Raw genomic sequence first — 13,052 nt, 5'->3', positions numbered from 1 at the left:
CAGCAGCTGATTCCTGCAGCGTGGTGGCAGTGGTTTTCAACAACTGCGAAACGTCGACCTGGACCACCCAAAACTGGCCGCCGGAGGACACGTCGGCGTATTGCCGGGGATCGAGTTTGATCCCGATAGTCATCGCCAAACCCTCGGCAATCACTCCACTGACACCCACCTGAACGGTGCCCGAGACAGCCTTCAACCAACGTGTGCACTGGGCCGCCATGTCCACGGACGATGGCGGCGCAGGACCCCCGGCGGCGGTCACCAACGTTCCCTCGGCGACGGCCCCCCGGGGCAGCGTGATCTTCGCTCCGGTAATTTCCAGCACTGCGCCGTCGGCCGATGTGCGGGATTCGGCGGAGGTGGGCGCTTCCTTGAGGGCAGGGCTGCAAGGGGGCGGTCGTTTCAAGTCTGGCTACCTCGCCTGTTCGATGTGTGAATCGCTGATCTGAGCGAAAATTTCGTTCTGTTCCTCGGTTTCGTCAAAGGCCAGGATGGTCACCATCGGATCCTCACCGGCAGGCAGCGCCCTGGCGCGCACCGCCCCCGACACCGCCTGGTTCAGCACCTGGACAAGGCGTGCGACGGCGTCCTCCAGAACGTGCTGGGCCAGGGGTACCTTCCTGTCGTCGAGAAGGTCAACCTTGACGCCCCGCCGCCGCGCGGCCCTTGCCGCCCGGGCAACCTCTGGGGTGGCCAGCAGGCGCCCACGGATCTGGTCCCGAAGCTCGGCCTCGAGCAGTGCCAGGTCCGCCCGCTGCATGTCAGTCAGATTCCCGGCGGCAATGGCCTCAAGCGCGGGGCGGGTGGCCTGCTCAAGTTCAAGGATCCACTTGTCGCGGTAGAGGCCTTGGGCATGTTCGCGCGCCAGCCGGGTGGCCGATTCGCGGCTTTGGGCCGTGTACGCGGCGATGTTGCTGCGGCTGCGCCCCAACATGATGATCACGGCCGATGCGATGGCCATCCACATGATGGGTGTCAGGACAAAGGCCAGCCCATCCACCACGGACAAGCCATGGTGCATTGACGCACGGAAATCCAACACGGCATAAATCATCATTCCCAGCCAGGCCAGTCCCAGTCGGTTCCTGAACGCCGTCGCCACAAGGAGCATCTGGACGGCGCCGTGGTGCCACGCCGCGTAGCCCGGGTGTCCCCCCACGGGCAGGACACTTGTGACAAGGACATCCATGGACACCACCCCGGCAACCACCACCCACGCAGATGCCAGCGGCAGGGTGTGTTCGGTGGTTGGCCAAATGACCAGGACCACCAGCCCAAGGCAGATCACCATGGCCAGCAGGCTTGGCCATGGCGAGGTTTCCTTGTGTAGATTGGCGATTCCGAGCAGGACATGGGCCACCGGCATGGGAATCGCGAAAGCCAGAATCAACCACTTGTTAATGACCTGGTCCATGTGAGCCCCTTCCCCGCTGCCACTGCAGCCTGACAAGGGTTCCGGAACCGGGGCTCGAAAATATCCCTGCCGTTCCCTGCACGTCCTGCATCCGCTCCATGATTGAACCCCTCACACCCATCCGCTTCAACGGCATGGCCGTCACGTCAAAACCCGGCCCGTCGTCGCAAATCTCAACGACAACGTTGGCCGTGCACAGGGCGTCAGGCTTGTGCCAGGGAAAGGAAACGTTGACTTGCACGTTGGCGACCGGGGCATGCTTTGCCGCGTTGCGGACGGCTTCAGCGGCGGCCTGGGTCAGCGCTCGAGCCACCAAAAGGGGAATCTGGACCGGAACTGGTTGTGGCGCTCCAGCCAGGTGCACCGGCACACCGCCACCGCCACTGCCGACGACGGTCCGCAGCCTGCTGAGCCACTCGGCAACCGTGAGGGATCCGCCGTCGGAGGTCTCGGCGTCGTGCTTGACGACATCCAGCTGGGCCAGGGCGGCCACGGCGCCCCTCGCCGCGGCGGATTCAACCTCGTGGCTGCGTGACTGGGAGGCCACGATGAGCGTGCTCAGGATGATGTCGTGGGTCAGCGAGTCTAGGCGGCGGCGTTCCCTCGATACGGCTTCCGAGCAGGCAGCGTCGGCGAACTTTTCCACCGCCTCGACGGCAATCCTGTCCTGTTCCAGCACGGCCCCCCGCAACGCCCAGACGGGGGCAACGATGACGGATGTCATGGCGATAGTCAGCAGCGCGTCCTGCCAGGAATCGGCCCATTCCCTGCTGGCGCCGGCGGGCATCATGGGGATGAGCAGGACCAGGAAGGCAAAGGCGAACCCATAGATTCCGGCCAATTTGTTGTTCCGTGCCACCGACATCAGGCCCACTCCGGCCCCGGCGATGCCCCACTGCCAGGGCCTCGCGTCGGGGCTCATGCCGTTGCCGATGACTGCCAGATGCCATAGCAGGAACCCTCCCATGATCATGGAGGCCGCGCCGCCAGCGAAGATGCGGCGCAGGTCCCCGCGACGGCGCGGGATGATGGCGGCCACTGTCAGTGCCGGGATCAGGAAGACAAAAACGGCGTAGTCCGGACCCATGGTGGGCCCGTCGCCCTTCAGGAGGTCGGGCAGCGCCAGAGCAATCAGCACGAGCGCGAAAGCCCCGATGCAGCGGGCCAGCACCAGTTCGGTCAGCTCAACCGAGTTTGGCCTGAGGGCCATTATGGGCTTGCCAGGTTTGGTGGGCTTCGTAGGCGGCGGCGGGTTCGGGCCGGCCGTGGATTCGGCCGAACTATGCCCCTTTAACAGGCTCATCCGGATCCCTACGCGGTCTCGGGCGCAATGACGCCATCTTCCAGGGCGCGGTGGTAAAGCTCCAACTTAGTGGGGGCGTGCCTGCCGGCGGCGGCATACTTTTCCCGAATGCGCTTGATGTTGGTGCCCACGGTGTTCGCTGAAATGTTCATCCGGGTGGCAATCTGGCCCCGGGTGAATCCCGTGGCGTAAAAATTCAGGGTTTCCCGTTCCCTGTCGCTTAATTCCGCGGCGGTGAATCCGGTGTCAGCGGAAATGGCAACGGCCAGTTCCTGGTTGTCGACGGTCTGGCCTGCCGCCACCAGGCGGACAAGGTCAAGGGTGTGGCGGATGTCCTCGGCCTTGCGCGAAATTCCGGAGGCACCGGCCGCCAGTGCTTCCCTGATGGCGTCAGTGTTGTCTCCCAGGCTGAACACCAGCACCGGATAGCCTGCCTCGAGGATGGCACGCACGTTGTCCCCGGGTTCCGAGCCGTCGGCGAGTGAAAGGTCCAGCACCACCACATCAAACATTCGCGGGGGTCCCTGCAGCAGCTGGCCGACGGTCTCGGCCTGGCCGACCACCTTCAAGGGTTTCGGCGCAACTTTCGCATCCAATGCAGCGCCGGCCGAGAAACCAATGCGGACAACTTCGTTGTCATCGACAACGCCAACACGGATGACCTGCCCGGACATTGGACCCCCAGCGCTAGTTCCAGTACTTGATATCCATCAGCATAGGGGCGGGGTCCGCGCTTTTGGCCTTGTGACAGGAAAGCCGTCATCATTACGCAAATCGGTACCGAAATGCAAGACCCTGATGGGAGAACTGTCCAAACGAGCGGGGCGGCTGATCGTTTGGGCCTCACGTCGTTCCGGATAAGGCGAACGCACCGTTGGCGATCAGCGGGGCCAGCACGCGGGGCTTGGTGACGTCGGCCTGGACCAGGCGCCCAGACGGTTCCCCGGCCGGCGGGGCCGCCATGCCAGTTCCATGCCGGCTAGGACAGGGTGGCGTCCCGCTAATTATTCTGGTTCGCGCGCCGTCACACCGTGGACCCAGGCCCGCGGGGTGGGGAGCAGCCTCTAGCGCAGTCCGACCTTGCGGTGCAGTGCCAACTGCAGCAATTCATCGATCAGTTCCGGGTAGCCCATCCCCGATGCCTGCCACATCTGCGGGTACATCGAGCTCGGCGTGAAGCCGGGCATCGTGTTGATCTCGTTGATGATCAGCTCGCCCGCTTCGGTGTAGAAGAAGTCCACGCGGGACAATCCCTCGGCGCCGACGGCGTCGAACGCCAGGGCGGCCAGCTCGCGGACGCGGGCGATGTCGGCCTCGGGCATGTCGGCCGGGCAGCTGAGGTTCACGGCACCGCCCTGGACGTACTTGGCCTCAAAGTCGTAGAACTGGTGGTGTGCGCCGTCGACCATGGCGATTTCACCGGGCAGGGAGACGCGTGGGGCGCAGCTCCCCCGGCCCTCGAGAACGGCAATCTCGATCTCGCGGCCCACGATCCCGGCCTCAATGACGAGCTTAAGATCGTGTTCGCGGGCCTCCTCGATGGCGGCATCGAGGCCGTCAAGGGAGTCGACCTTCGAGATGCCCATGGAGGACCCTGCCCGAGCGGGCTTCACGAAAACAGGGAAGCCGAGGGCGGCAACACGGTCCCGTACGGCAGCCGGGTCGATGGTCCATTCGCGGTCTGTGACAGCAACGTATGGCCCGACAGCCAGCCCGGCAGCCTCAAAAACCACCTTCATGAAGTGCTTGTCCATGCCGATGGCGGAGGCCAAAACGCCTGCCCCGACATAACGGGTGTCGCTGAGTTCCAGCAGGCCCTGGACGGTTCCGTCCTCGCCCCAGGGCCCGTGCAGCAGCGGGAACACCACGTCGACCCCGCCCAATTCCTGCGGGACCTGGGATGCTTCGGAAACCACCAGCTGGTGCCCGCCGCCCAGGTGGGCCAGCGAAACAGTCCGCTCCCCCGCCGCAACCTCCGGCAGGGCACCGGAGTTCAGGGACCAGCCCTCGATGTCTTCGCCAGCCAGGACCCACTGGCCGTTCTTCGCAATGCCGATGGGCACGACGTCGTACTTGGTCCTGTCAATGGCTCCCAGCACACCGGCGGCGGTCACGCAGCTCACGGCATGCTCGCTTGAGCGCCCGCCGAAGAGAATGGCGACGCGAATGGGCGCAGTGGTGGCAGGGGAATCGGTAGTCACGCGTTAGTCGCCTTCGGATTTCAGTTGGCGGGCCAGCAGCAGCGGACCCAGATCATCGACAGTCAGTTTACCTTCAAGGACGCCGACCACAGCATTGGTGATGGGCATATCGACGCCCATCTTGGCCGCGAGATCGGACACCGCACGCCCGGATTTGATGCCCTCGGCTGTCTGCGTCATGCGGTTGTTGACCTCATCAAGGGTCAGGCCCTCGCCCAGCATGCGCCCGGCGGTGTGGTTGCGGCTCAGGGAGGAGGAGCAGGTGGCCACGAGGTCGCCGAGCCCGGCAAGTCCTGCCATGGTCTCGGCCTTGCCGCCCAGGGCCAGCGCCAGCCGGGTGGTCTCGGCCAATCCGCGCGTGATAACCGAGGCCTTCGTGTTGTCGCCGACCTTCTGGCCCTCACAGATGCCAACGCACAGAGCGATGACGTTTTTGACGATCCCGCCAATTTCAACGCCCACCACGTCGGAAACCGTGTAGGGGCGGAAGTAGTTGGGCTTGCACACCGTCGCAACCCACTTCGCGGTGTTCTCATCGACGCAGGCAACCACCGAAGCCGTGGGCTCCTGGCGGGCAATTTCCATGGCCAGGTTGGGGCCGGAAATGACCACGACGCGGTCCGGGCTCAGACCCAGTTCCGCCTCGATGACCTCGGACATGCGCTGGTCGGTGCCCAGTTCCAGCCCCTTCATCAAACTGACGACGACGGCGTCCTTGGCAATCAGGCCGGCCCACCCCCGCAGCTGCTCACGCAAGGTTTGCGCGGGAACGGCCAGGACCACGAGTTCGGCGTCCTTGAGGACCTCTGCGACGTCTGTGGACGCCGAGATGTTGGCAGGCAGCTCGGTGGTTGAGAGGTAGCGCGGGTTGCGGTGGTGGTCGTTGACCTGGTCCACGACTTCCTGGCGCCGGCCCCACAACACAATCCTTCGGTCGGTCCCCGCAGCGGCGTCGCCAAGGATCTTCGCGAAGGTCGTCCCCCAGCTGCCCGCACCCAAAACCGCTGTCTTGGCCGGCGCATTGCCATCCATGTAACTCACTGGAGGTCCCCTGTTTCTGTTGTTCCGGCGTCGTTCGTGAACTTGTCGTCCTTCGGCGCACTGTCCTTCGGCGCACTGTTCTTCGAGCTGTCTGCGCCGCGTTCAACAAAGCGTCCGTGCGATTTCTGCTGGTGGGCCACGGGGTCCCAGCGTTCGGCCGGGGCCTTCTCGTCGCGAAGGGTTTCGAGCAACCCGGTGATGGCGGCCATGATCTTTTCGGTCATGGCGTCAAGGGTTGCCTTGTCCCCGGTGCGGCCCATGAACTCGCTCAGGTCCACGGGGTCACCGATAAGGACGCGCGTCGTCTTGCGGGGGAAAATCTTGAACCCCTTGGCGTAGCGCGGGAAGACTTCCTGGGCACCCCAATGGGCCACCGGGATGACCTTCGCGCCGGTGTTCAGCGCCAGCCGGGCAGCACCTGTACGGCCCTTCATTGGCCAGAGGTCGGGGTCGCGGGTGAGCGTTCCCTCCGGGTAAACCACCACGGCGCCGCCCAGATCAAGGACCTTCTTGGCGCCGTCAAGTGACTTGCCGGCGCCGGCGCCGCTGCGCTCAACCGGGATCTGGTTGGCGCCGCGCAGGGCAGCCCCGAGCACGGGTGTCTTGAACAGCCCGTCCTTGGCCAGGAAGTGGGGCATGATGTTTTGGTTGTACAGCATGTGCCCGACGACGATCGGATCAATTTCGGTGCAGTGGTTGGGGACGACGATGAAGCCTTCGCCCTTGGGCAGCTTGTCGGTGCCCTCCCACTTCTTGGCCGTGAGCACGTTCATGATGGGGCGGGCGACCCCCGCCAGGAGCGCGAAAAACGCCCGGGTGCGCCGGGACATGGTCCGCAGTCCGATGGTGGCAGCCACGTCTAGACCAGCACCTTCTTGGAGTCCCGGATGTCGAAGTCCGCACCGAGGTTGTTGAGCTTGTCGGTGAAGTGTTCATAGCCGCGGCTGATGACGTCGATGCCCGTCACGGTGGACGTGCCCTCGGCAGCCAGTGCCGCGATCATGTGGCTGAAACCGCCGCGCAGGTCGGGGACATGGATGTTGGCGCCCTTGAGCGGGGTCGAACCGGAAATGACTGCCGAGTGGATGAAGTTGCGCTGGCCAAAGCGGCACGGGATGCTGCCGAGGCATTCGCGGTGAAGCTGGATGTTGGCGCCCATGCGGGTCAACGCCTCGGTGAAGCCGAAGCGGTTTTCATACACTGTCTCGTGGACGATCGAGACTCCCTCGGCCTGGGTCAGGGCAACCACCAGGGGCTGCTGCCAGTCGGTCATGAAGCCGGGGTGCACGTCCGTTTCAAGGACGAGCGGCTTCAGGCTTCCGCCGGGATGGAAGAAGCGGATGCCGTCGTCGTGGATGTCCATGCCGCCGCCGATCTTGCGGAAGGTGTTCACGAACGTCATCATGTCCCGCTGACTGGCGCCTTCAACGTAAATGTCGCCGCCTGTCACCAGCGCCGCGGAGGCCCAGGACGCTGATTCGTTGCGGTCCGGCAGTGCCGTGTGGACGTACCCGGTGAGTTCCTGCACGCCTTCAATGCGGATGGTGCGGTCGGTCTGCACGGAGATGATGGCACCCATCTTTTGCAAGATGGCGATCAGGTCGACGATTTCGGGCTCGGTGGCCGCGCCCGTCAGTTCCGTGATGCCCTCGGCGCGTGTTGCCGACAGCAGGACCTGCTCTGTGGCCCCGACGCTGGGGTAGGGCAGGGAGATCTTGGTGCCCTTCAGGCCCAGGGGCGCGGTGATGGAAATTCCGTCGCCGGTCTTTTCCACCACGGCGCCGAACTGGCGCAGCACCTCAAGGTGGTAGTCGATGGGGCGGTCACCGATCTTGCAGCCGCCGAGATCGGGGATGAAGGCGTGCCCGATGGAATGGATCAGGGGCCCGCACAGCAGGATCGGGATCCGGGAGTCACCGGCATGGGTGTTGATCTCCGCGGTGTTGGCCTTCTTGGCGTTGGCGGGGTCAAGGGTGAGGTCGCCCGTGACAGGGTCCTTCACCACAGTGACGCCGTGCAACTGCAACAGAGACGTCACCACTTCAACGTCCTTGATTTCAGGGACGTTGCGCAAAATTGAGGGCGTATTGCCCAACAGTGCCGCAACCATGGCCTTGGGCACAAGGTTCTTGGCGCCGCGCACCTGAACACGTCCCTTAAGCGGAACACCACCACGGACCGTTAGAATCCTGCTCATCTTCATCCAATCCTCAGTTCCACCACCGGCAGCCAAACAGCCCGGCGGCCTCAGACCAGCATAGTTTCTCGGTCCAAAATGCCGAAATAACGGTGTTTTCTGGTTCCCGGACAGCGGGTTTGGCCCAGGCCCTACTTCGGTGTTCCGGCGGCACGTGACTCGTGCGATTCCCACATGGCCGCGTACTCTCCGTCCAGCTGGAGCAGGTCCTCATGCGAGCCGACTTCCACGATCCGCCCGTGCGCAAGGACCACAATTCGATCCGCCGTCCTTGCCGTTTGGAGCCTGTGCGCGATCAGCACGGTGGAGCGGCCCTTGGCCAGCCTGTGCATGGCCGCGCTGACCTTTGACTCGGTGGCGAGGTCAAGGTTTGAGGTGGCCTCGTCAAGCATCAAGATGGCAGGATCCACCAACTCCGCCCGGGCCAAGGCGATGAGCTGGCGCTGGCCCGCCGAGAGCGAGCGCCCGCGCTCTGCAAGCTCATGCCGGTAGCCGCCGTCGAGCATGGCAATGAAGTCATGGGCACCCACGGCACGGGCCGCGGCCTCCACCGTGGCGTCGTCGGCATCGGGGCGGCCATAGGCGATGTTCTCGCGGACGGATCCCGTGAACAGGAACGCCTCCTGCGGCACATAGCCCAGCCGGCGCCGGTACCCTGGCAGGTCCACTGCGCGCAGGTCCTTCCCGTCAACCCTGACGCTGCCGGCGTCGGGGTCATAGAAGCGGATCAGCAGCTTCATCACGGTCGACTTTCCCGCCCCCGTCTCGCCCACCAGGGCCACTGTCTCCCCGGCAGCGATCCGCAGCTGCACGCCGCGGATCGCCTCTGGCGGCCTGGTCATGCCGGCATAGGCGGGACCGATCTGCCGGGCATCGGCGGGGCTGCGACGGCCACTGCGGTGGATTGGCTCCGACGGGTAGCCGAAGTGGACCCCGTCAAGCTCAAGTTCGCCCTCGACCAGGCCCGGGTCCGCCGCATCCGGGGCATTGGGTGTGAGCGTTTCCATCTTCATCAGGTCCGCTATGCGCAGCACCGACACCCGTGTCTGCTGCCAGGCGTCAAACACCTGGGAGAGCTGTTGGATGGGCGAGAAGAACATGTCGATGTACAGCAGGAATGCAATCAGGGCGCCCGTGGTCAGTGCGCCACCTGTGACCATGCCGGCGCCAACGCCCAGGACAATGGCATCGGCCCCATCGGAGAGGAAGGCGACAAAGGGAAAGTACGTTGCAACCAGCCGTTGGGCGGCCATCCGGGACTCCAGATAGCGGCGCCCGAATTCGTTGAACCGCTCAATCGTGGCGGCCTCGTGCACGAACGCCTGCGACTCGCGCACCCCCGCCAGGCTTTCCTGAAAGTCGGCGTTGACGACGGCGATGCGGTCCCGCGACTGGTCGTAGAGCCTCGCGGCCCGATTCCTGAACATCACGGTGGCAATGGCGAGGGGAATGACGACGGCGAACACGCACAGGGCGAGCTCTGCGTTGAAGATGACGAGGGCCGTTCCGACGCCGGCAAAGGTGACGAAGGCGACCAGGGCCGAGAGCAGCCCGTTCTCAATCAGCGACTGGAACTGGTCCACGTCGGTTGTCATGCGGGTCATGATGCGCCCGGTCATTTCGCGCTCGTAGTAGTCAAGGGACAGGCGCTGAAGCTGGGCCCAGATCCGGATCCGCAGCGACAGCATGATGCGCTGAGCTGTCCGGCCCGTCACAAACGTTTCGCCCACCTCGATGATGAGGTCAGCCAGCGTGGCGACCAGGTAGATGCCCGACGCGGCGAACAGCACCGATTCAAGCCCCTGGCTGACTCCCTGGTCGATGCCTGTCCGGACAAGGATGGGCCCAATCAGGGACGCGCCGGCGTCGAGCACCACGAGCAGCAGTCCGAGGAGCAGTGGGCGGCGGAACTCGCGCAGCAGGCCCCACAGGCCGAAGGTCCTGTCCGGCCGCGTCTCGCTGGCAAGGTCGACGGCGGCCTCGTCCCGTACCGGGCGCAGGGCGGCCACGCGGGCGAGCAGTTCAGGGGTTGGTGCCAGGTTGCGCCGCCAGCCGCCTCCCCCGCCGCGACCCAGTCCGGCCCCAAGGATCGGGCCGCCCATACCGGTTGTTCCCATTCCGTTGGCGGCTCGCGCGCCTCTCCTGCTGCCGGCTGTTGTGGTGCCATCGCCGTGCGGTTCCCCCCACGCGGAGGCAGTGGTTCCGGGGGTGGGGCCTGTTCCCCGGCCCGACTCCTCGGCGGCCCTGGCCTTCTTCCGTGCGGTGTAGGCTGCGAGCGCCTCAATGCCTGCCCCCGCCGGAGGAGGGGTGTCATCGTCCTCGACGAACCCTGTCAGTAGTGAGCGGTAGATTGCACTTGTGGCCAGCAGGTGCTCGTGGGTGCCGCCGGCGACGACCCGGCCGGCGTCAAACACCAGGATCCGGTCGGCGAGGGGAAGGGAGGAGAGCCGATGGGCAACCATGAGCGTGGTCCGCCCCCGCATGACCCCGCGCAGGCCCTCATGGATGGCCTCCTCCGTCCTGGCGTCGACGGCACTCGTGGCATCGTCAAGGATCAGGATGCGCGGGTCGGCCACGATGGCCCGGGCCAGGGCGATCCGCTGGCGTTGGCCGCCCGAGAGGATCAGCCCGCGCTCCCCCACCATGGTGTCGTACCCCGCCGGCAGCGCCTGAATGAAGCCGTGCGCCTGGCAGATCCGTGCGGCGGCCTCGATCTGCTCGTCGGTGGCATCGGGCCTGCCATAGGCAATGTTGGCCCTGACAGTGTCGGAGAACAGGAAGCTCTCCTCAAACACGGAGCCGATCCGCCGGCGCAGCGACTTCAGCGTGACGTCGCGGACGTCACGCCCATCAACCAGCACGGCACCGGATTGGGGGTCGTAAAAGCGGGAGACCAGAACTGTCGCCGTTGACTTGCCGCTGCCGCTGGGGCCGACAAGGGCCACCCGTTCTCCCTGGCCAATGCGGAAGCTGACGCCGTCGAGCTCTGTGTTGGCGAGCCCTGTGCCGGCACCGCCTGACGTCGCGCCGCCGTCGGACATCCCCGTGTAGCTGAGGGTGACGTCGCGGAACTCAATGTCCCCGGCGATATCGGGCAGTTCAATGGCGCCCGGGGCGTCGGCAATGGCCGGCTTGAGGTCAAGGAGCTGGAAGATGCGCTCAAGGCCCGCGCGTGCCTGCTGGCCGATGGTGAGCAGACCTGCCAGCTGCCGGGCAGGGGCCATGAGCTGGCCGACGTAGGTGGAGAATGCGAGGAATGTGCCGAGCGTGATTTCCTGGTGCAGCACGAGGTAGCCGCCGACGGCCAGCACTGCCACCTGTCCCAGCGACGGGATGGCCTGCAGCAGCGGCTGGTAGCGGGCCTGCAGCCTCGTGGCGCGCATCTGCGAGCCGTACAGTTTGCCCGCGGCTTCGGCGACCCGCCCGATCTCGTGCTGCTCCTGCCCAAAGGCCTTCACCACCCTGACGCCGTTGACGGTCTCGTCAACGATTTGAATGACGTCGCCCTCGCGCTGCTGGGCGTCCCAGGTGGCAGGAAAGATCCGCCAGCGCATGCGGTAGGAAACCAGCAGCAGGGCCGGTGCCATGATGAGGCTGATGACAGCCAACAGGGGCGAAAGGTAGAGCATGACGCCAATGGACAGGAGCATCATGAGAACGTTCCCGCTCATGATGGGCAGGAAGGAGAGCAGGCCCTGGACCAGTGCGGAATCAGAGTTGGCGCGTGCCACGAGCTGGCCCGTGGGCATCCTGTCGAGGTTGCCTGCATCCATGGTTTGCAGGTGCTCCTGCATGTCGTTGCGCAGATCGTATTGCACCGACAGGGCCACCCGGCCTCCGTGGTACCGGCGAAGGTAGGAGAAGGCGAACGTCGCAGCGCCAAGACCTATCAGCAGCGCCAGCCAAGGCCACAACGGCGAGGTCGGGATGAGGATGACGTTGTCAACGATCTGCCGTGTGACCAGCGGAACCACGGTCTGGGCCGTGCTGCCAAGCATCGCCGCACCCAGGGAAATCACCATGTCGGCCTTGTGCCGCATGAGGTACCCGCCGAGCCTGCGCACCCAGCCCCGGCCGGTTTCCCGCCCGGGTTCCACCTTGAGCGTGCCGGTTTCGGGGGCGCGGGCCCGGACCTGGGTCACGGCGCCGCCGGCCCACCACTGGTGGATGACGCTGCGGGCACAGTACCAAGTCCGACGCCGGTGCGCCCGGCCCTGCGTTCGGCGTACGTTGCGCTGACGGCCTCGTTGAGCCAGCCCAGCATGTCGAGCAGGCCCTCGGGGTCGGCCGTCCTTGCGGCAAGGACCCGCAGTTCCCCCGACATGGCCGCGTCGGCGCGGGCCAGCGCCTCCCAGCCGGCATCTGTCAGGCGCAGTGCTGCCGCCCGCTGGTCCCCGGCAACATCGGCACGGACCAACAGTCCGCGTTCGGCAAGGGACGCGACGGCGGCACTGACCGCCGGGCGGCCGAGTGCCAGGCGGGCGGCAACCCTCGAGGCAAGTTCCTCGCCCGCTGAAACGGCCGCCAGCACCCTGTAGTGCGGAAGGCTCAGTTCCTCCAGCGACCGCTCGAGCAAACGTGACACGCGCACCACAGCCCTGACTGCCGCGGCTGTATCCGGTTCACCTCTAAACTCCCGCTGTTCCATGGTTAGAGCGTAGGCACTTTGTTCGGGCATCGAACCATTTGTCCGCTGTGAATTTGCCGGGAAGCGAAGTTCCGCCACGCACGAGTGATTGCTGTGCCGGATTCTACGCAGCTCCCTGAAATTGCCCCCTTGCTTCCAGGCCGGAAGAGATCTAGCGTCGAAAGGGCAGCCTTACTCCACAGCGGGAGCCACATCAATCCAAGGACAGCACCCATGACCATCGAACAGCCTTCCATCCCGGGCCAGCC

General features: G+C 65.3%; 9 protein-coding genes. All 9 read right to left on the bottom strand.

Annotated elements, in window-relative coordinates; translation table 11 throughout:
• Window positions 1-412: 412 nt before the first annotated feature.
• The 9 genes from AAGW05_RS01860 to AAGW05_RS01820 all read right to left on the bottom strand — a co-directional run bounded on the left by AAGW05_RS01860 (window position 413) and on the right by AAGW05_RS01820 (window position 12,804).
• Window positions 413-1,414: a hypothetical protein gene (locus AAGW05_RS01860; protein ID WP_411802752.1), complete on the bottom strand. Its 1,002-nt coding sequence runs from the start codon at window positions 1,412-1,414 to the stop codon at window positions 413-415.
• Entirely contained in the window at window positions 1,398-2,624 is a 1,227-nt protein-coding gene (locus tag AAGW05_RS01855; RefSeq protein ID WP_411802751.1) for an ATP-binding protein, read from the bottom strand. Before AAGW05_RS01855 ends, AAGW05_RS01860 begins: the two co-directional genes overlap by 17 nt.
• A 101-nt stretch (window positions 2,625-2,725) precedes the next feature.
• On the bottom strand, window positions 2,726-3,391 hold the full coding sequence (locus tag AAGW05_RS01850; protein ID WP_411802750.1) for a LuxR C-terminal-related transcriptional regulator: 666 nt from the start codon (window positions 3,389-3,391) through the stop codon (window positions 2,726-2,728).
• 390 nt (window positions 3,392-3,781) lie between these two features.
• Entirely contained in the window at window positions 3,782-4,918 is a 1,137-nt protein-coding gene (locus tag AAGW05_RS01845) for a D-alanine--D-alanine ligase family protein (protein WP_411802749.1), read from the bottom strand.
• Window positions 4,919-4,921: 3 nt separating this feature from the next.
• Window positions 4,922-5,950: an NAD(P)H-dependent glycerol-3-phosphate dehydrogenase gene (locus AAGW05_RS01840; protein ID WP_411802852.1), complete on the bottom strand. Its 1,029-nt coding sequence runs from the start codon at window positions 5,948-5,950 to the stop codon at window positions 4,922-4,924.
• Window positions 5,951-5,955: 5 nt separating this feature from the next.
• Window positions 5,956-6,789: a lysophospholipid acyltransferase family protein gene (locus AAGW05_RS01835; protein ID WP_411802851.1), complete on the bottom strand. Its 834-nt coding sequence runs from the start codon at window positions 6,787-6,789 to the stop codon at window positions 5,956-5,958.
• A gap of 29 nt (window positions 6,790-6,818) precedes the next feature.
• The gene (gene murA / locus AAGW05_RS01830; protein ID WP_411802748.1) at window positions 6,819-8,156 is read right to left on the bottom strand and encodes a UDP-N-acetylglucosamine 1-carboxyvinyltransferase; all 1,338 of its coding nucleotides are present in this window, start codon (window positions 8,154-8,156) and stop codon (window positions 6,819-6,821) included.
• Window positions 8,157-8,287: 131 nt separating this feature from the next.
• Window positions 8,288-12,298, bottom strand: a complete 4,011-nt coding sequence (locus AAGW05_RS01825; protein ID WP_411802747.1) for an ABC transporter ATP-binding protein — start codon at window positions 12,296-12,298, stop codon at window positions 8,288-8,290.
• Window positions 12,295-12,804, bottom strand: a complete 510-nt coding sequence (locus tag AAGW05_RS01820; RefSeq protein ID WP_411802746.1) for a MarR family transcriptional regulator — start codon at window positions 12,802-12,804, stop codon at window positions 12,295-12,297. Before AAGW05_RS01820 ends, AAGW05_RS01825 begins: the two co-directional genes overlap by 4 nt.
• Between the last annotated feature and the right edge of the window lie 248 nt (window positions 12,805-13,052).

It is taken from the genome of Arthrobacter sp. LAPM80, from assembly GCF_046736435.1.
Taxonomy (GTDB): Bacteria; Actinomycetota; Actinomycetes; order Actinomycetales; family Micrococcaceae; genus Specibacter.
Note: the sequence above shows the minus strand (reverse complement) of the source record. Positions and strands in the feature narration are given on the sequence as shown.